The organism is Candidatus Lernaella stagnicola, assembly GCA_030765525.1.
GTDB classification, from domain to species: domain Bacteria; phylum Lernaellota; class Lernaellaia; order Lernaellales; family Lernaellaceae; genus Lernaella; species Lernaella stagnicola.
In genome coordinates this window covers 16673-36492 of the sequence record JAVCCK010000017.1, presented here as the reverse complement: position 1 = coordinate 36492, position 19820 = coordinate 16673, and the positions used below count along the sequence as shown (strand labels likewise).

General features: G+C 56.8%; 18 protein-coding genes. 13 read left to right on the top strand and 5 right to left on the bottom strand.

The genetic code is table 11. The annotated features are described in order from the left end of the window. Window positions 1-350 precede the first annotated feature (350 nt). On the top strand, window positions 351-1589 hold the full coding sequence (locus tag P9L99_08185; GenBank protein ID MDP8223322.1) for a Na/Pi symporter: 1239 nt from the start codon (window positions 351-353) through the stop codon (window positions 1587-1589). 3 nt (window positions 1590-1592) lie between these two features. Further along, the gene (locus P9L99_08180; GenBank protein MDP8223321.1) at window positions 1593-2291 is read left to right on the top strand and encodes a PhoU domain-containing protein; all 699 of its coding nucleotides are present in this window, start codon (window positions 1593-1595) and stop codon (window positions 2289-2291) included. A gap of 75 nt (window positions 2292-2366) precedes the next feature. On the opposite strand, the gene P9L99_08175 is transcribed toward P9L99_08180, so the two are convergent. The 3 genes from P9L99_08175 to P9L99_08165 all read right to left on the bottom strand — a co-directional run bounded on the left by P9L99_08175 (window position 2367) and on the right by P9L99_08165 (window position 5897). Beyond that, complete coding sequence (locus tag P9L99_08175; protein ID MDP8223320.1) at window positions 2367-3002, bottom strand: hypothetical protein; 636 nt, start codon at window positions 3000-3002, stop codon at window positions 2367-2369. 61 nt (window positions 3003-3063) lie between these two features. Next, on the bottom strand, window positions 3064-4236 hold the full coding sequence (locus tag P9L99_08170; GenBank protein MDP8223319.1) for an iron-containing alcohol dehydrogenase: 1173 nt from the start codon (window positions 4234-4236) through the stop codon (window positions 3064-3066). A 71-nt stretch (window positions 4237-4307) separates the two neighbouring features. Then, window positions 4308-5897 (bottom strand): hypothetical protein, encoded by a 1590-nt coding sequence (locus P9L99_08165; protein MDP8223318.1) that lies wholly within the window; start codon window positions 5895-5897, stop codon window positions 4308-4310. 184 nt (window positions 5898-6081) lie between these two features. Between P9L99_08165 and P9L99_08160 the strand changes: the two genes are divergently transcribed. Genes P9L99_08160 through P9L99_08150 form a run of 3 tightly spaced genes read left to right on the top strand, consistent with a single transcriptional unit; the run spans window position 6082 to window position 8056 of the window. After that, window positions 6082-6552 carry a DUF3783 domain-containing protein gene (locus P9L99_08160; GenBank protein ID MDP8223317.1) on the top strand — a complete coding sequence of 157 codons (471 nt, stop codon included), beginning with the start codon at window positions 6082-6084 and terminating at the stop codon, window positions 6550-6552. Continuing rightward, window positions 6542-6955 (top strand): response regulator, encoded by a 414-nt coding sequence (locus P9L99_08155; GenBank protein ID MDP8223316.1) that lies wholly within the window; start codon window positions 6542-6544, stop codon window positions 6953-6955. The genes P9L99_08160 and P9L99_08155 overlap by 11 nt, the downstream gene beginning before the upstream one ends. A gap of 21 nt (window positions 6956-6976) precedes the next feature. Further along, on the top strand, window positions 6977-8056 hold the full coding sequence (locus P9L99_08150) for a response regulator (GenBank protein MDP8223315.1): 1080 nt from the start codon (window positions 6977-6979) through the stop codon (window positions 8054-8056). A 46-nt stretch (window positions 8057-8102) separates the two neighbouring features. Here P9L99_08150 and P9L99_08145 read toward each other — a convergent pair whose 3' ends face one another. Beyond that, entirely contained in the window at window positions 8103-8801 is a 699-nt protein-coding gene (locus tag P9L99_08145; protein MDP8223314.1) for a hypothetical protein, read from the bottom strand. Window positions 8802-9024: 223 nt separating this feature from the next. On the opposite strand from P9L99_08145, the gene dinB reads away from it, so the two are divergent. Further along, window positions 9025-10218: a DNA polymerase IV gene (gene dinB / locus P9L99_08140; GenBank protein MDP8223313.1), complete on the top strand. Its 1194-nt coding sequence runs from the start codon at window positions 9025-9027 to the stop codon at window positions 10216-10218. 27 nt (window positions 10219-10245) lie between these two features. Here the strand turns inward: dinB and P9L99_08135 are convergent, their stop codons facing one another. Then, window positions 10246-11583, bottom strand: coding sequence for a hypothetical protein (locus P9L99_08135; protein ID MDP8223312.1), 1338 nt, complete (start codon window positions 11581-11583; stop codon window positions 10246-10248). 342 nt (window positions 11584-11925) lie between these two features. Here P9L99_08135 and P9L99_08130 point away from each other — a divergent pair, with 342 nt between their 5' ends. The 7 genes from P9L99_08130 (at window position 11926) to P9L99_08100 (ending at window position 19815) form a co-directional block, all read left to right on the top strand. After that, window positions 11926-13776, top strand: coding sequence for a tetratricopeptide repeat protein (locus tag P9L99_08130; GenBank protein ID MDP8223311.1), 1851 nt, complete (start codon window positions 11926-11928; stop codon window positions 13774-13776). A gap of 78 nt (window positions 13777-13854) precedes the next feature. Next, window positions 13855-14628: a hypothetical protein gene (locus P9L99_08125; protein ID MDP8223310.1), complete on the top strand. Its 774-nt coding sequence runs from the start codon at window positions 13855-13857 to the stop codon at window positions 14626-14628. Beyond that, entirely contained in the window at window positions 14616-15833 is a 1218-nt protein-coding gene (locus P9L99_08120) for a glycosyltransferase family 2 protein (protein ID MDP8223309.1), read from the top strand. Before P9L99_08125 ends, P9L99_08120 begins: the two co-directional genes overlap by 13 nt. Next, window positions 15790-16119: a hypothetical protein gene (locus tag P9L99_08115; protein ID MDP8223308.1), complete on the top strand. Its 330-nt coding sequence runs from the start codon at window positions 15790-15792 to the stop codon at window positions 16117-16119. The genes P9L99_08120 and P9L99_08115 overlap by 44 nt, the downstream gene beginning before the upstream one ends. Further along, complete coding sequence (locus tag P9L99_08110; protein ID MDP8223307.1) at window positions 16116-17978, top strand: hypothetical protein; 1863 nt, start codon at window positions 16116-16118, stop codon at window positions 17976-17978. The genes P9L99_08115 and P9L99_08110 overlap by 4 nt, the downstream gene beginning before the upstream one ends. Further along, window positions 17947-18903 carry a hypothetical protein gene (locus P9L99_08105; protein MDP8223306.1) on the top strand — a complete coding sequence of 319 codons (957 nt, stop codon included), beginning with the start codon at window positions 17947-17949 and terminating at the stop codon, window positions 18901-18903. The genes P9L99_08110 and P9L99_08105 overlap by 32 nt, the downstream gene beginning before the upstream one ends. Before the next feature lie 30 nt (window positions 18904-18933). Next, a complete protein-coding gene (locus P9L99_08100; GenBank protein ID MDP8223305.1) occupies window positions 18934-19815 on the top strand; it encodes a YaiO family outer membrane beta-barrel protein in 882 nt (293 codons plus the stop codon). The last annotated feature ends 5 nt before the right edge of the window (window positions 19816-19820 follow it).

Here is a 19820-nt window from a genome sequence, read left to right as displayed (position 1 = left end):
TGGTGAGCCTCTGCCGGGGCTTGGTCTGCCGGGTCGGTTTGCGCGAAAGCGCCGCCCCACGGCAACGCCGAGACCGCCAACCACAAAGCCAAAATCAGAATCGCTCGCTTAGTCAATCGCTGTCCCATTCGCAGACGTTCCGCTGTTTGTACCGGCGGGGCGTCGGACTGTCAAGTTCTATCCTGTTCCCTGGCGTTCGGCCCGCGAAAAAGACGAAAAAGAAAAGGCGTCCGAAGTTTGCGTGATACCTGCGAAAGCTCAATAACGCATTATATTGTAGGCGTAATTTTAGCCCCGACGGTCTCGTGAATTGATCGTTTTCTAACAATGTTCGGGGTTGGAATTCTGTTATGTTTCGGGCGCCGAATGCCGTGTCAGAAAATTCCTTGCAAGGAAGAAACATGGAACCGGAGCAGACACCCATACCGCCCGGCCAGCATAGAGAACCATCCGCCCGCGTGACCAATACGGCGGCGCAATCAAATGAAAGCAGTGCCAACGCCCTGTTGGCCGTGTTCAAGCTCATCGCGGTCCTATATCTATTCTTCCTCGCTATCACACTCATGGGCGGCACGTTCAAGCTCTTTGGCGGGGGCTTTGCCAAAACCCTGATCGAAACGACCGCCAATCCAATCGTCGGTTTGTTTATCGGCATCCTGGCGACCAGCATCATTCAAAGCTCCTCGACCACCACGTCCATCGTCGTCACGTTGGTCGCCTCGGGAACACTTACGATTGACAATGCGATTCCCATCGTCATGGGTGCGAATGTGGGCACCAGCGTCACCAACACGTTGGTTTCGATGGCGCACATCACGCGCCGGGAGGAATTCCGCCGCGCCGTGGCCGGGGCCACTGTTCATGACTTTTTCAATCTCATGGCTGTGGCGGTATTATTGCCGGTTGAATTGCTTACCGGCTATCTATCCAAGTTCGCGTTGTGGTTTGAGGGAATGTTCGAGAGCGTCGGCGGCTTGAAGCTGGTCAGTCCCCTAAAGGTGATCACCAAGCCCGTGGTAAAGTTTCTGGAGCATCTTGTTCTGGACACTTTCGGCCTGCCGCAAACCATAGGCGGCATCATTCTACTGGTCGGCGCATTGGCGCTGCTTTTCTTTTCGCTCAAACAGTTCGTGAACATCATGCGAAAAATCGTGGTCGGCCGTGTCGAGCGCGTGATCCACGATGTTCTGTTCGAATCGCCGCTGCGCAGTTTCGGCCTTGGGCTGGTGTTGACCAGCATCGTTCAAAGCAGTTCCATCACCACTTCGCTGATCGTCCCGATGATCGGCGCCGGTATCCTGACCGTGGAGCAGTTCTATCCCTTCACCCTCGGCGCGAACATCGGCACGACTGTCACGTCGATGATGGCTGCGTTAGCCACCGGCAGCGCGCAAGGTGTGACGATAGCCTTCGTACACCTGCTATTCAACATTTCGGGGTGCGCGATTTTCTACCCGTTGCGGGCCCTGCCGATCAGAGCGAGCCATCTCCTGGGCAAAATAGCGGCTGAAAACCGCTACATTGTCATTGTTTACATACTTGTGACATTCTTCCTATTGCCATTGCTGCTAATCTTCCTTACGAGGTAAGCCATGCTGTCCAAATTGCTAGCCGGCTGGAAAAAAGACTCGTTGATCAACGTCGCACTTGGCGACGCCGTCGCGATGCTAAGAAAGGCCGAACTCATGTTTGCGGCCGTGTCGGACTTGTTCCTCAACGGCACCGAAGTGACCTTCGACATCTACGCGATGGATAAGGACATCAATCGGGGCGAAATCGAGGTCCGACGCATGGTGTTGGAACACTTGTCGATCAGTCCGCGTCAGGATCTGGTGTTCTCTTTGGTGCTCACGACGATCATCAACGACATCGAGCGGATGGGCGATTACTGCAAAAACATCTTCGAACTCAGCAGCGTGTACGAACCCATCGGCGATCGGCCGCCATACTCGTCCATTCTCGCCGACGCCACGACTCAAGTGCGCGACTCCTTTCGTAAGAGCATCACGGCGTTTGAATCCGAAGACGTTGAGGGGGCCAACGAAGTCATGCGGGTCCACGGGCGGGTCAACAAGATTTGCGAACAAATCATGCAGGATGTCGCAGCCGATGAGTCGCTCAACTCCAAAGAGTCCGTTACCCTGGTGCTCTACGCCCGTCACCTAAAGAGAGTCAGCGCGCACCTTGCCAATCTGATGTCCAGCGTCGTGCGCCCCTTCGATCGCATCGGCTTTTTCAGGAAACAAGAAGGCGGCGCCAAGAAGGAAGAGACCGACATCGAAAATATCTAGAAGACGCAGGTATCGAGAAATCGCTACGGCGGCCCGCCCACAGTGGGGGCCGCTTTTTCGTTGTCGGATCGGGAACTAGTCGCCGACCCTGGCCGTATACGTCCGGTGGGCCGTGATGGCCGCCAGGATGACCCACAGGATGTCGTAAAAGCTGAATACCGCGGTCGCATTGGAGAAAAAGGCGTTGAGGGTTTTTCCGAAAAGCGTGACGTGGCCGGCGACTTCTTGCCCGTGCTCCTCGGCAACGATTTGTTTGAGGAAGAAATAGAAGGTGTAGTACTTACACGCCGCCAGGCTCAGTACGGAACTGAGGACCGCCCACGCGTTCAACAAAACGCTTTGTTTGCCGCCGGAAAACAGGGCGACGCCGAATCCCGTGGCGAAACCCATCGCCAGCGCCAGCAGGCCGACTTCGTAATCGGCGAAGATCAACACAACAATCCACACGACTCCCGAAACGATGGCGCCCAATAGACCGCCGACAAATCCAAGCACGTAGTTGGCGGGCGTGACCTCGGTCGCCGCGGTGGCGTTGAGTTCCATTTCAACTTGCTCGACGAGTTCCCGCGCCATCGGCCGCGCCACTCCCCTGGTTTGAAGCGAGCGCGCTATCGAAAACTTGTCCTCGCCCTCTTGAAAACGCTCAATGACATACTCCCGCAATTCAGCCATATGGTGGCTTGATGCCATGCCGCCTGGGCCGGTAACCATGGGTGACTCCTAAAGGGGGGGTGGGTTTCGAAATAAAGTAGCACAAATCCGAAAATTCGGTCTAGATCCTAAGTTGAATGATGTTTTTCACGTCGTCGTTGGTGATTTCGACCGCGTTATCGCCTACGTCGGTGGCCGCGGCGAGGTCGGCGATCACATCGGTTTCCACGCCGAAATCTCCCAGCCGCGGCAACTGCATAACATTGATCCAGTCGTTCAGCGTCGTGATCAGGGCGTCGCAACCGGCGTTGATATCCGCCGGCTCCAATCCGGAAAACAGATGCCCGAGCATCGCGTATTTCGCCAAGATCAGTTCGTCGGGTTGCACGTGGCGCAACACGTGAATGTTGACGCCGACCGCGACCGGAAGCAACGTGCCGCACGCCACGCCGTAAGAAATCCCGTGGCGTCCCGCCAGTTGCAGCGCCAAACCATGCACCACGCCGCTGCCCGCGTTGGCCCGTGCGATTCCCGCCAGCAATGACGCGTAGGCGAGATTGGCACGAGGCAAAACGGTATCCTCGCCATTTGCGAAAAAGGCCGGGAAACTCTCCCGCAGGTGTAAAACGCCGCTGAAGGCGATGGCATCGCTCAACGCGTTGGCCCGGCGGGAAACGTAGCTTTCCAGCAGATGCGTCAAAGCCGTCAAACCGGCGGCGGCCGAAAGGGGCAGCGGGCAACCCAGCATCAGTTCCGGATCAATCACCGCGAGGTCGGGCGCGAAATGGTCATGCCGAATCTCCGCCACGCGCCGGGGATCATCCGGGAGGGTGTAAACCACCGCGGGCGATACTTCGGCCCCCACGCCGGACGTGGTGGGCACAACAACCAACGGCAGCCGCTCCCGGTATGCTTCCGACACCCAATCACGCATCGGCTGCGACGCCGCCAGACCCACGGCTACAAGCTTCGCGCTGTCGACAACTCGGCCGCCGCCGATGCCGACCACCGTGTCAATCGGTTCATCACGGTACTTCGCGCAAATCTCATCCACCCATACGTCCGATGGCGTCGCACCCACGGCGACGTGCGAGATGCGCACGCCCTGCGCGGCCGCCGCCACGTGGAAAGCGCCCCATTTGGCGTCCGTTTTAAATGAAACTTCCCCCGTAAGGCAAAGCACGCGTTTGCCGCAGGTGGCTAAAAGTGCGGGCAGTTCAGCGAAGCGGCCGGCGCCGAAGATAATTTTCGGGCCGCAGGCGAATTCGAAGGGATCTGGAATGATCGGTTCCATGCGCGGCGTCCTTTCGGCCGTTCGATTCGACGTGCGGTGACCGGTGATGTCGTGACTCGAAGACGTGGGGCTCAGCCGCACCCGCCGCCGTTATCGTCATTGTCATTGTCGTCGTTATCATCGTTGTCGTCATCGTCGGCGTCATCGTCGTCGTCACCGGCGTCGTCGTCATTGTCATCGTCGTCGTCGCCGGTGGTGTCGTCGTTATCGTCGTCGTCATTGTCATCGTCGTCGTCGTCGGTGGTGTCATCATCGTCGCCGGGTTCGATGAGATCGTCGTCGCCGTAGGGACCATCGCCGGGAAGTAGGCCGTAGTACACGTTCATCCAATAGGCGACGAGATAATCCATGCCCGGGCCGGTATAGGTCGGGTCGGCGGTCGAATGGCAGGAGGCGTCGAAAACACCGCTGCTCTGCCAGTACATATCGGTCCAGTGGCGGTCGTTGATCTCCCGCGGCACGGCCGAAATCGGATCGATGTTGATAATTTCCTCAAGCCATGGGATGCCGCGTAAAAATTCGTCCGCCCACACCGAGAAGGGGTCCAGCGGCTGCGTGGAACAAAGGACCTCGCGGCGATAGCTCGGCGCGTCCCAATAGAGGCGCAGCGTGCGTTCGTTATCATCGACGATCTGCGTCATCTCCGCCTCGTCGCAAATGCCCAGGCGCAGGCAGCCGGAGGCGTGAATCGAGTCGAACCACGGGTTGAGGATCGCCGTCGTCCACGGCCGATTCCATTTTTGCCAGACATCCCATAACTCCTGCAGCCGCGTGCGGTCCGGCCAAAGTCGGAAGATGAGGGCGAAGTCCAGGTGGCGCAGATTATTCCCGTAAAACTCGGCGTAATGGTTGTACCAAGACCACACATCCGCCGGCAGCAGGACTTTGTTTTGCGCGTACTGTTCGTCTAGCAAGTTCCAATAGTAGGGTTCGTCCACGACGTGCGCGATCGCCAGTAGCCAAGCCACACGCTTGCCGAAACCGATCCATGCCGCGCCGTTGCCGGTGTATTCGCCGTTCTGGTCGCGGATGTGCCAATCGTGCTCGACGAGCATCTCGCCGATCTGCCGAAACTGCTCGCGGATGATCCCGCGCGTCGGCTCGTCGCCCACAAAGTCGTAGGCCAGGGTCATACCCCATATGTAGCCGCTGTACTGGTCACGGCTGGTCTCGTCGATCCAGTAGTAGCCTTCCCATTCACCTTCGCCCAACACTTTTGCCGGGCCCTTGCCATCGGTGGCCAACTTGTCGGTGGCGCAATTCCAGGGCATTTGGTCGATTCCCGCAAAACGCGCGATATAGCCCGGCGTTTGCGTGATGGACATTGCGGCGTCCATGTATTGCACCAGGGCGATGACGTTGTCGCGAGCGGCGACGTCGCCCGTGATGTGGTAGCGCAACGCTTCGCTCCCAAGCTGCATGCCGGTCCAAATCATGCTGTCACCCTGATGGTGAAGACACGAGCGCTCGGTCCGTGTTTCGTCGGTGAAGCTCATTCCGCCGGTGATGGCGCCCAGGTCGGTCAGGTGCCAGGTTTCCTGAAATAGCTGGTAATCGGCGGCCTTCGCGTGCAATTCCGGGTCGAAATCCGCCGCCTGCAAGCCGATAGTGGGAACGAAAATTAACGCGAGCCCGGCGAGGGCCGCCGTGAACCATTTCATTGTGCACTCCTATAAAAGACGACGGCGCGAGCCCCGCCTCTAAGCACTGATGTCATTTATTAGGAATGGGAAACGCGGTGAAGTCAAGTTGGACGACTCGCTACACATTGCGCTCCGTTTTCGGCACAATGGGATTTGCGAAACGACTAGCCGGTTCGCCGGTTTTGCCGCGAAGGAGAGGGCAGTGAACGACGACGCCACGTTTCAACCGGTCATGAAATGCAATGTGCGGCGCGTGGGGCCGCGGGCCGTGCTTCTTACCGGCTTCACGAGCGAAGAAGCCACGGCGATCGGCGAACTCATGCGGCGTATCGAGGCTCCGGACGTGCGCGTCATTCAATGCGCCGCCGAGGCGATCGACGCCCGCATCCAGGACGTGTTGACCGCGGAGAATCCGGGTGAGCCGGCGCCGGCGGACAAACTGCCGCGCGTGCTGCTGATGTCGGGCCTAAGCGGCAGCGAGTTTCACGACTTGATGGACAAGTTCCACACGACCGAGGCCCCGCGGCCGATTTTCGCGGCGGCGACGCCGAACAATCTTATATTTACCGTGAAAGAGTTGCTGATCGAATTGTTGAAGGAACAAAGGGCGATGGCCGCGATGCAGGCGGCGCGCCAACCTAAAGCGGCGGTGAAAAAAAAAGATGACGAATAGTTCCCCCGTGAGCGAAAACGACGATTCCCGCTTTGACGGCGTGCGGGTTTTGGTGGTCGAGGACAATCGCCCCAACCAGATCGTTGCCGCGCGTTTACTTGCGGGCCTGGGTTGTGCCGTGGACCTGGCCGACGATGGTTTAAGCGCCGTCGAGATGCTCCGTGAGACTCGTTACGATATCGTGCTTATGGATATACATATGCCGAAGTTGGACGGCTTTGCGACGACCAGAACGATTCGGCACATGGAAGGAGAGGGCATGCACGTGCCCATCGTCGCCATGACCGCCCACGTCGTTGCGGGAATGCGGGAACGCTGCTTGGCGGCAGGCGTGGATGATTTTGTGGCCAAACCCATCTCCATGTCGTCGCTGCGGAGGGTACTGCCGAAACGAAACGAATAGAAAACTACCGGTGGCGGAAACATGATCACCGAAGAGCAAATTAAAAAAGCCCGTATCCTGATTGTGGACGATAACCCCGTCAACGTAACGTTGCTGACCCGCATTCTCGAAGCCTACGGCTTCGCCAATTGCCGCGGCGAATCCGATTCCAAGCGCGTGCTCGACGTCTACCGCGAATTCCGCCCCGACTTGGTGCTTCTGGACTTAATGATGCCCGACGTCGATGGCTTCGACATCCTGGCGAAGTTGCCGGAACTCGAGCCTGACGCCTATGTTTCGGTGTTGGTCATCACCGCGCTGACCGACCGCGATGTGCGCTTGCGGGCGCTGGCCGGCGGAGCCAAGGATTTCATCACCAAACCCTTCGACGACACGGAGACAATCAACCGAATCCGAAACCTGCTTGAAGTGCGTTTAGCTCACAAAATCGTCCGCGATCAGAACGAAATGCTGGAAACGATGGTGCGGGACCGGACCCGCGAACTCAACGAGTCGCGGCTGGAAATCATTCGGCGGCTCAGCCAGGCGGCGGAATACAAAGACAACCAAACAGGGATGCACATTGTGCGCATGAGCAAAATGGCGTACCGGCTCGGTTGCGTCGTCGGACTTGACCAGCGGCATTGCGAGTTGATTCTCAGCGCCAGTCCGATGCACGACGTGGGTAAAATAGGCATTCCCGATCATATCCTGCTCAAGCCCGGCATACTTGACGCGCATGAGTGGGAAATCATGAAAACCCATACCACCAAAGGCTTCGAACTTCTGCGGGAGAACGAAAACGAACTGTTCATTGTGGCCCGCAACATCGCCCTGTACCACCACGAGCGGTGGGACGGACTGGGATACCCCGCCGGGCTGGAGGGCGAGGACATCCCCATTGCGGGGCGGATTTGTGCCATTTGTGACGTGTTCGACGCGTTGATCTCAGAGCGGCCGTACAAAGCGCCGTGGCCGGTGCGAAGTGCCTACGACGCGATTGTGGCGGGCGGCGGCAGCCAATTCGATCCGTTTCTTGTGGAGCGCTTCGCGGCGTCTTTCGGAGAATTGCTGGATCTGGAGGATTATCATGGCACCGGCCAAAACCCGCGCCTGCACTAAAAAAAGGCCGCCCCGAAGAGCGGCCTTCCATGGATTATCGTTCTCGTTAAATTTTGCCTGGGAAGTTTTTCTTAACTTCAGATTTCTTCACGCGTTTCGTCTTCTCGCCGGTCGTTGTGCTATCGGCCACGAGTACCGCGCGGGTGCCTTTGGCCGTCTTGACTTCCCACTGAGTCGTTCCGTCCACGACCATGTAAACCAGCGCCGTGAAATTCTGGCCGTTCAACTTCATTTTCTTTTCGCCCTTGCCGGTGTAGGACTTCTTGATCACCTTGCCCTTGAGCGGGCAGAAGATCTTCAGTTCTTTGGTCTCGCCGTCGCCGACGTGGAAGTAAATGTTCTGGTCGTCGAAAGCGAAAAAATCGAACTCTTCTTTCGTGATCTTGACGTCTTCGCCTTTGATTTTGAATTCGTAACCGCCGGGAACGTTGTGGCCGGTGGCGATGACTTTGCCGTTACGCTTCAACGTGAACGAATAGAGCGGCTGCTTCTTGCCCCGCACCCATTCATACACCAGCATTTTCTTGCCGTCGAATTTCTTCAACATGGTGTGCAGGCAGTCTTCACCTTCATGCTGAACCTTTTTGTACGTCGCCATTTCGAAGCCGGAGGGATTGCCGTTCTTCGTGGTCAGCCACCACCAAGTTTTGTCCTGCAACTCCCACATGGGAGCCGCCAGCAACGAGCCGACAAACGCCGCGGCGAGCAACAACGCGGTAATCAACACGATTTTCCGAGCACGCATATTTGGCCTCCTGTCGATACGAAAAACGGGGCGCAGACAAAAACAACTTTGCTACAAATCCTCGCCATTCCGAATCATATAGTGTTAACGCTTTCGCATCCCTGAAATGGATGGTCCGCATTATGGGCAAGTGCCCGGGAGACGTCAATTCAGTCTCCGCGATTTCGCGCCGATTTGTCGCGCTCACCAAACGTGATAGGTTGCCACGCGCGGGAGGTGCCCAGTGCCGCGCTTCATCATGCACCTGGACATGGACGCGTTCTTCGCAGCCATCGAGCAGCGGGACAAACCGGAACTGCTTGGCAAGCCGGTGATCATCGGCGCGATGCCCGGAGCGCGCGGCGTGGTCGCAACCTGCTCCTACGAAGCCCGCCGCTTCGGCATCCATTCCGCCATGCCGATCTCCCAGGCATACAAGCGTTGCCCGCAAGGCGCGTACCTGCCGCCGGATATCGCCAAGTACTGCGCCGTGTCTCAGCACGTGATGTCCATCCTGAGCGAAATATCCCCGACGGTGGAGCCGGTATCCATCGACGAGGCATTCGTTGACATCACGGGTTTGGAGCGCGTCTACGGCACACCGGAAGATATCGGCCGCCGGACCAAACGCCGCATCCGCGAAGAGACATCGCTGAGCGCCTCGGTCGGCATCGGCCCGAACCGTTTGATCGCCAAGCTCGCCTCGGATTTTCAAAAACCCGACGGACTGACCCTCGTCCGGCCCGAGGACGTGGCCGCGTGGCTGGAGCCCATGCCGGTGTCGCGTTTGCGGGGCGTCGGCCCGCATTGGCAAAAGCAACTGGCGCGTCTGGGTATTCGCACCGTGGCCGAACTGCGCCGGTGGGACCTGCCGTCGCTTGGTAACCAATTCGGTGAACGCGGCGCGGAACACTTGTACAACCAAGCCCGCGGCATCGCCTCCGATCGCGTCGGCGGTGAATGGGACCGCAAATCCGTCAGCAAGGAAGTGACGTTTGGCGAAGACACCTCCGACATCGCCGAGTTGCTTGCCGTCTTATTGCGTTTGTCGGAAGAGGTCGGGCGTGTCTGCCGTAAGGAGCAACGCAAAGGCCTGGTCGTCACGCTCAAGATTCGTTTGGCGGGTTTCGAAACCCACACACGCCGCCGCCGTTTGGATCACACGACATGCAGCGACCGCCGCATCTACGCGGCGGCCAAGCAGTTGTTATTGGGTAGCGGCTTCACGGGCCGGCTGGTGAGGTTGATTGGTGTTGGGATGTCCGTGTGGGAAAGCGAGCGGGGCGGGCAACTCGATATGAGTTTCGTCGACGAGCACGACGACGAGCGCCTGCTTGCCGCCGTGGACGAACTCAATCGCCGCTTTGGTCGCGGCGCGGTCAGTTGGGCGGGCGGGAAAGCAGGGCGCGGCCAGGATAATGAGTCGTCGGACGATTAGGCGCGACGGGCCGTTGTTCTTAGGAAACTACTTTACGGGCGTCCACTGGTACGCAAGCAGATTCATCTCGGTAAACATGTCCGTCAGTTCCTCGTAGACGGAGTCGTCCTCGGCGACCAAACCGAAATTCGAGTTCTCCCCGTCAAAGCGACCCAGCACCGGTTCGTCGACCCAATCGAACCAGTGGTACCCCACGCAATATTCGCTTTCGATGCACTGACGCACGTACGCTTCGGTGAACTGTGTGCGTTCGGTTTGCGTGTCGGCGGTTTTGAACAACCAGTTCGGCGGCCACGTCGAGGGCGGCGGCGCGTCCAATCCGCGGAAGGAAAACTCGGAAATTAGAATCGGCAGTTCGGCCAGATCGTAATACTCGGCCAGCATCTCCCGCGTCGGCACCATGCCGAAGGAGGGCGCGAGTAAGTACGTCGCCCAGGCGATCCAATCGTACACCTCGTAATGATTGACGCTCATCACGTCGATGTACGGCACGGACGCCTCAACCACGACACGCGGCGCGAGCCACGAGACGAAACGCGCGCCGAGAATAAGATGGTTCGGATCCTTGGAACGTACCGCGTCGGTCACGACGTCGAAAAAGTGGTCGGCGACGTAGGCCGTCCACGCCTCGCGGTCGATCTTTTGCCGCTCATTCTCCGGCAGGTTCGTGTGATGCTTGACGTCCTGCAAATCGTTCCAAGAATCCAGACTAAAACCGTAGACTTCGTTAAAGAAGTGTATGTCGCCTTCGTACCGGTAGCGAAGCCATTGCTGTAACACTTCTTTGCCCGGCGCGCGCGCGGGAAGTTCTATATAGTCCGCGAACAGATCGGCTAGGCGTCGCCAATCGGGTCCCCAGCGCATTTCGTTATCTAGAAAGTAGCCGATCAGCAACGGATTCTCGGCTTCGTTGAGACAGCTTTGGGTCGACTCATCAACGTGGTCGTAGAATTCCTGGCTCCAATAGTCAGGGACGTAGCCGGTCAGCCAGTCGGCGCCTGATACGTACAACACGGGCGCAAAAGGTATCTCCGGGAATATGCCTTCGGTGCACCAAGCGCCTAACGTGTTGAAATTCCAGTCGGCTAGGCGCGATCGGACGACATCCGCCCACGCGTCCTCACTGCCGTAAAGAGCGATGATCGAGTCGTGATAAGGGTAGGTCCCCGTCACCGGACAGTAATGCCCGTTGGGCGACAGGGCGTTAATTCCGGTCGAAAAAAAGCGTTCTCCGTCCGGGTCGAACAACCACCAGCGCCCATCCTCTTGCCCCACCGTAAAATAACTATCAGCCGCCGCGCCGGTCACTACGGAAAAAAGCAATACGGAGAGCGTGAGAATGAAGGGCCAAAATCGAGTTTGCATCGTCGGGTCCTACCGTTCGTTTCTTTTCAAACGGCGCTTATTATGGCGTTTTAACGCAACTTCTCCAAGTGGGGGGGGGGGCGATCTGAATGTAATTATTGTAGAAAAAGTGATTCAGTGCTGGAAAATAAACCGCTTGACACCCGACCCTCGGGTTTCTTAGGATCAGACCCACAGAAGAAGCGGCCCAAATACTATTATTGCGAACGCACTTAGTCCAGCATTGTCGTGGCGGCAGTGCAAAAAAATGCGTTTGCGCGGTGGTGTAGGGAATCTGTAAGGAAGTATTCGAACGCTAATTGCTCGCCTCGTGGTGACTTGCGCATTGAATAGGAAACTGAGTTGTCGGATCGGCTGTTTAGGCATGCACAAACAATTGCTGTTTGCGCGGCGCTGCTTGTAGCAACCGCGACGGTTAGTCTTGCCCAAACGACCCTCTGGAACTCAATGATAATCGAGGCAAGTGAGCTATCCGGCCAGCGTAAATACGACGAAGCTATCCGGGTAGGCAACGAAGCCCTACAAATCGCCGAAAATACGTACGGTCCCAAGAGTGAGCAGGTCGTCACGACCATGAATCTGCTCGCCGATCTCTACCGGGCTAGAGGAAAAAACAACTACGCCGACAAATACAAGAAGTGGGCGCTGGATATCCGTATCGAAAAATACCGCCAGGAACTTGAGCGGGTGGAAAAAGAAAAAGGGTCGCGTCACCCCGACGTAATCCCGCCGCTACAGAACTTGGCAAAGGCTTATCAGGAACAAGGCCGCTATCTTCTTACGGAAGAACTACTGAACCGCGCCTACGAAGTCTCGCGCCGCATGCGTGGCCAAAACCACCCCGAAACCGCCGTCGTTCTCGACGACAAGGCCGGCCTTTTCATCGAAACAAAAGATGATCGCAGGGCCGTCTCGGCCATGGTGCAGGCCATTTCCATTCGTAAAATCGCCTACGGTGACGCACATCCCGCGACCATCGAATCGTATGCCCGCCTGGGCGAATATTATGCCCTCAAGGGCGATTACGTTGCCGCCGAGCATTTCTTCAAAAAAGCCCTGGAAGGCCAGGAGATGCGCTCGGATCCTAACGATCCGGCACTGGTCCCGGCGTTGCTGAACGTCGGCCAAACACACCTTTACCAGAATGAGTTTGCGGAAGCCGAACCCTATTTGCACCAGGCTTTGATGCTGCAGGAGCAAAATTCGGGTCAGGATCACGCCATCCTTGTGGCGACGTTATATTCGCTCGCCGCGGTCTACATCGGGCAGGAAGACTTTAAGGAAGCCGAAAAATATTTGCTGCGCGGCGTCGAGATTCAAGAAAAAGCCATCGGCGACAACCGCCGGGATCTAATCGAGCCAATGTTCACGCTCACGGCTATCTACGCGTCGATGAATCGGGAGAAAGAGGCCCGAGAATTCCTCGAAAAAGGCACGGAAATCGCGGACAAGGAACTCGGCCCGCACGCCGAGGAACTCAACCTGCCGATGCTTTCTCTGGCGGAATTCTATATGCGCCAGCAGCAGTTCGACAACGCCGTGCCGCTGTTGGAGCGCATCATTGAAAACCACGCCGCTCCCGAGCCGACCGAGGAACAACCCGAACCGCAGCCGAAAAATTCTTATTCACTTTATGCCTCCTTGCTTTACCTAGGCGAGATTTCGGCGTCCCAGGGCGATGCCGAACGGGGCGGAGATTACTGCCGCCGTGCGGTGGCCTCCTCCGAAGCGTTGTATGGCAAAGATCACGCCGAAACAGCGCGGGCCCTTAACGCATTAGCCTCGGTTTACATTGCGCATGAGCGCGTAGCCGCGGCGAAACCACTGCTCGAGCGTTCGTTGGCCATTCAGGAAACGACCATCGGTCTGGATCATCCCGAGACGGCCAACACCTACGCGCTGACGGGGCAGATGCATTATTACCAATCGCGCTTCGATGAGGCGATCGAGAACTACACGCGAGCGCTGAAAATTCGGCGGGCGAAATTGGGCGAGGACGACCCGGTCGTAGCGATGACGTTGAACGATATGGGAGAAGTCTATCATTCCAGCGGTGACAAAGTGCAGGCCAAGCTGTATCTCGACAAAGCGCTGGAAATATTGCTCAAGAAATACGACGCCAATCACCCCTCAGTGGTCGTTGTTAAGAACAACCTTGAGAACTTGGCGGCAGACGTTGAGGAAGTTGAGTAAGAGTAGTCGGTAATCGTGGTCGGTTTGACCGACCGTGCCGATAATGCCGCGAGAAGCGGCGAAACTGGGAGCTGGCAAGTGGCGGTCGAGAAAGACACCATTTATTATCACCGCGCTTACAAGCGTGCGCACGAGGACCGCCCGAACATCGCGCGGCTCCTGTTTGTCTTCGTCCTCCTGCTCGATATCGTCATCTTCATTTTCTATCCCGACATCGTCGATTACCTGACCCTGAAGGTGCGCAACGTGTTGGTCACGCTGGGCTACTACCCCACGATTTTCCACTGGAAAATGTTGTGGCGACCAATCGCCGCGCTCGATATGCCCACTGTGTACCCGTCGCCGCTGTTTTCCGTAGGGATGCTGATCTTCTCCACGTTGTTGATTGTCGTGGTCATCGCGGTCAGCCGCTTCCCGCGGTTGTTTGCCGCGTTTTTGACCTTCCTATCGATCGTCAACGGTGTGTCGGCGGCGTTTTTCATCCTGACACCCATGGAGTTTCCGTACACCATTGGCGATTTCTGTATGCTCTACATCGGCACCGAGGTCGGCCTGTGGATACTTATTCCGGTCATTTTGGCCATCGCCTTATATTCCACGCCGACGACGCTGGCCTCCAAAGTGCTGTTCATCGTGTTTAACGTCGCGTATTCGATCATTTTCGGGACGGTTCGATACCTGGTGTTTCTCTCGGCGATGCAGGACCACTCCGTCTTGTTCATGGCGGAATTCTATTTCATATTTGGACCACTATTTGACTTCGTGTACGTCGTGGGCTTCTACACGCTATATGTGAGCAATTTATCCGAGCTGATTCAGCACAGCTTCAGGCGGTGGAAATGGCTGTACTGATACTCAAAATCTACCTGATTGTCGTGATCCTGATACTGCTCGTGTATGCGGTCCGCCACTTTACGTTCACGATCAACCGCATTAGCGGCGAACAACGCCTGTATTACCAGGACATTATCGACTCGGAGTACCCCTTTGTCTCGGTGCTCTTGCCCATGCACAACGAAGAAAAAGTGGCGCGCGACCTCCTTGAAGCGTTGGTTCATAACGACTATCCCCTCGACCACCTGGAAATCATTCCCATCAACGACCACAGCGACGATAGGACCGCCGACATTATCAACGAGTTCGCTGCCGGTTACCCGCAGGTCCGGCCGATGCATCGCACCGAAGACGATCAAAAAAGAGGCAAACAAGCGGCTCTCAACGACGCCCTCGAGGTCTGTCGGGGCGAAATCATCATCGTATTCGATGCCGACTACGTCCCCCAGAAAGGCACGTTGCGCGACTTGGCGATTTCCTTCAAAGACCCGCAGGTCGGCGCCGTGATGGGACGGGTCGTGCCGAAAAACACCGAAAAAAACTTGTTGACCCGGCTGCTCGACCTGGAACGCAGCGGCGGCTATCAAGTCGACCAGCAGGCCCGCCACAACATGATGCTTGTGCCCCAATACGGCGGCACGGTCGGCGGTTTCCGGAAAAGCATTGTCGATTCTTTCGGCGGTTTCGACACCCGGGTGCTCGCCGAGGATACCGACCTTACGTTTTTGCTTTACACCCGTGGCTGGAAAGTCTCCTACGCCAACCGGGTCGAATGCTACGAAGAGTCACCGGAGAACTGGATCTCTCGCAGCACGCAGATTTTCCGCTGGTCGCGGGGTCACAACCACGTCCTTTTCAAGCACTTCTTCGCGGTGATTCGATCGCCGTATTTGCGTTTCGCGGAGAAGTTCGACGGGCTTCTGTTGCTGTGCCTGTACTTGATTCCCTTCTTCATCCTCTCCGGCATGATCGACTCGATGATCCTGTTCTTCCTCGGCGAAATGCAGATCATCGAAAGTATTTTCGTCTTCTTCTTCGTCGCCGGCTACCGAGGTAACACATACGGTTACGGCGCCGCCGCTTCCGGATGTGAGTCCGACTCCAAGCAGCGAACTCCGAACCATCGAGGATCAACTCGACTACGTCGGCGGCGACCTCACGGTATTCGAAGGCGATGCCGTGCATCAAGACGTTGTGGTGTGCGGCGACCTCAGGGCGCATGACAACGTGGTATTCCACGGCACAGTGCGCGTGTATGGCACGGTCGTATTCGGCCAAAATGTGACGGTTCGCGGCAACCTGATTTGCGAGAAGGAAATCAGCATCGACGATAACGGCCAAGTGCTCGGCAACATCTTTGGCCAAGATACGATTTTCCTCGGTAAAAACTGCCGAGTCGGCCAACGTGATAAAACAAAATCGATCGTCGGTAAGAAGGGCGTGACGCTGTCGCCGGGCGTCATTATGTACGGCCTCATTCTTACCGAAGGCAAGGGTACCGTGCTATGAAACCCGGTTGGATAGTTTTTATCGTCGTCAGCTTGGTGATCATCGCCGTGATCGCCTGGGCGGGCATACGCAACGTGGAATCCGGGCGGGAGTTTGAGAACGACGACGAACTCGCCGTGTTGCTGGCTTACAACCCGAAAATGATGGAAAAATACGGTTACATCCTCGACGCCTATGAAAGCGTACTGGCCGAAGAGGGGGTCCCGTCGCGACGATTTAGTCTCGAAGAACTCTTCAACACCGACCCGGAAGTCGTCGTTAAAACGAAGCCGGTCTTGATCTTTCCCGACAGCGTAAATCAGGAAGTCCCCATCGATATTCGTTTCTGGATCTATCCTTATATTCAAGCCGGCGGCAACGTGGCGATCATCTACGACGCCGGGGTGAAAAACCGCAAGGGTTTCTATCGGGCAAAAAGCCCCTTCAGCGACATTCTCGGGATCAACTACGTCACTTACGACGACCTGGAGACCGCGTCTTATACCTACGGTCATGTGGAATTCGCTGACGAAGACAAGCGCAACTACATGGAGATCCCCTTCGGAAAGGTCGGTCCCGACGGCGTCCTGTCCAGTTACAGCTACGGCGAACTGACGTATCCGGTCGCGCGCATCAAAGAATTGGCGCCGCTTACGTATGACGAAGTCTACGGCAAGGTCGTGATGAGCAAGGACGAAAAATACCCCGCCGTCGTCATCCGGAACCACGGCAACGGTTCGGTCCTTTACGTCAACCTGCCGCTCGGCTTCCTCAAATCGTATTCAGACGATCTGCCGCTACGCAGTGTCTTGCGCGTCTTCTTGTTCAAAGAGGTCGGGTTCCCGCACCTGGTCAACCTGCCGTTCAACAAGCCGGGGCTCGTGCTCAATTGGCACATCGACGATTACACCGAATGGGAAACCATGCCCCGCATGATCGAAGACGGCATGATGAAACCCATTATGGAATACTCCATACACATCACCGCCGGCGAATTTGTCGAGACACCAGGCGATGAACTGGGTTTCGATGCGTGCGGCAAGGGTCGCCCGGTCGTCGATAAATTCAAATCCTTCGGCGTGCTCGGCTCCCACGGCGGTTGGGCGCACAACTGGTTCTCCGACAATATCAATGCCGGCTTGTTCACTCAGGCCGAAATGGAACGGTACATCGTTGTCAACAGCGATTGTATCGAAAGCATCAGCGGCGAAAAAGTTGTCGAATATTCCGCCCCCAACGGCGCTTTTCCGCAGCCCGAGAGCAACGAACTGATGGAAAAGCTGGGCATCCTGGCCTATTACAACACGGCCGACTCCGGCAGTTTTCCCAACCGCACTTTCGTCGCGGGAAAAATGGCGACTGACCGCGCGATTTCCTTCCCGGTCATGCCGTATTATCAAGCGGCATCGCTGTACGAGATCGGCTTCGTGTTCAACTACCAGCCCGATGAAATCAAAAAGTGGTTCGTTGATACCTTCGACTACGTTGTCGAAAACCGCACGATCCGTATGATGTATACCCACCCCTACGATATCTACCTCTATCTGGTCGACGACCAACGAACCGTCATCAAAGAATCCATGGACATCTTGGAGGAAATGCAGAAGTCGGGGCAGTTGCAGGTTCGCTCCATGAGCTACTTCGCCAAATACATGCTCAGGTTCCTGGATACGCAATATTCCTTCCGTGTCCAAGGCGACAAGCTGATCATCGAACTCAAAAACGAGAAATCGCTGCAGGGCATTCCGATCGCATTGCCGCGCGATCAATACAGCTTCGTCGACGACGGCACGTTCTATGTCCACCGCGAAGGGCGATACGAGTACGTAATCATCGGGGAAGACGTAGATGAAAAAACGCTGGTTGCAAAGCGCCGCTAGCGCCGTTCTGGTGCTGACGCTCGCCTTTGCGGGCGCCTGCAGCGCGCACCGCGGCCCGGCCGCCGCGCGCGTCGGTGGCGATTGCCCGAATGCCGACGGGTTGATCCTCCACCCGACGGTGCAACTGGCGAAGTTCTACGAAGACATCGACTACGGCTGCATGTGGATTGTCCCCTACTTTCACGACATCATGGCGATCTACTCGCTTCGTCATAAACAGCACCTGCCCGAAGTAAAGGCGTACATCGACTGGGTTTTCGCTCACCTGAACGCGGAAGACCGCTGGGGCATTTCGGGAACGATATTCGACTACGTCATCTGCTGCGACGGAACCGAAATACCGACGCTGCAGTATGATTCGGCCGACGGATACGCCGGGCAATTCCTCATGTTGCTTGACGAGTACCATCGACGCACCCGCGACACCGACTACATCGTCCGGCACAAGAAAGCGATCTTCGACGTCGCCTACGTGCTCCTGCATTTGCAGGACGAACGCGACGGGCTGGCCATCGCCATGATCGGCTATCCCGTCAAATATACGATGGACAACTCCGAGGGATACGGTGGCCTCGCGGCGTTCTGTGAACTGGCCCGGCGGGTCGGATGGGGAAGTGAAATCGAAGATTACACCGATGCCCGCGACGAGATGAAGAAGGGAATCCTCAGCTACCTGTACGACCCGGAGCGCCGGAATTTTCGCTGGGCGCTCGACAATAAGAACGAACCGCAGGCTTCCAGTTGGGACAAATTCTATCCCGACGCTCTTTCGCAGATTTTCCCGATTCTATACGGCGTGATCGCCAGCGATTCGCCGTTGGCCAAGGAACTTTGGCGCGAATACGCCCGCCGTTACAAGGAATCCGATATGGAAAGTATCGAACAGAAACTCTTGTACCGGATGACCGCGGAGAAGATGGAATGACGCGGCAGCGCGCCGGAGGTTGATGGATTGATGCATGAAATAAGACGCCCGACGAAATTGGCGATTCGCCTCTTGGCGGCCTTCGTGTTCGTATGCCTATTGGCTGCGCCGGCCTCGGCCTGGGACAAGAAGTACTTTACCGAGCAGGAAAGGGAAGCGATTCGACAGCATCTGCGCTATAACCTCTACGGTTTTGGCAGCTTCGACCACCTCACCCCCCACACGGATTACGGTAGCCGCGCCGGTGCTACCATCGGCTTCTCGGCTCGCGTCAACGATTATCTCACACCGTTTGTGGAAACAACCGCCTACGTACGCACCGGCGGTGAACTCGAACCGGAAGGCGAGGGCGCGGCGGCTTCCTTGGGCATTACGCTCACGCCCTCTGATTATTTCTCCAGCACCACCGCCGTAACCTTCGGGTCCAACTCCGATTTCTTGCCCGCGTGGCGGGTCGACCAGGAATTCGGTATCTATTTGCCGCTGGCGTCCGAATTCACGCTCGGCATTCACCCAGGCGCGTTCTACGCCCGATATTTTACGGAAAACGATATTGTCGGTGTGTTTATCGGCCCCGCACTTTACTTCTATCGATGGGCCGTGGGGTATACTTTCACCGTTTCGGAAAGCTATCCGGGTGAATTGACCAACTACGCCCACATCGGGTATGTGGGCTACACGGATGAGGGTACGTACACGTCATTCCTCGTTTTCACCTTTGGTGACGTCAACTACGAGGACCAATTCGCGGCCACGCCTGAGCAAGTGGATGAGATATACTGGGAGGCATCCTGGTCTCACAAGTATTGGATAGGCGTCAATTGGGGCCTCATGGGCAGCTTGCGGTACGGACAGTTGTCCGAGGCTTACGAGCAATTTGGGGGAGACCTGGGGTTGTTTTACGAATTCTGATGGAT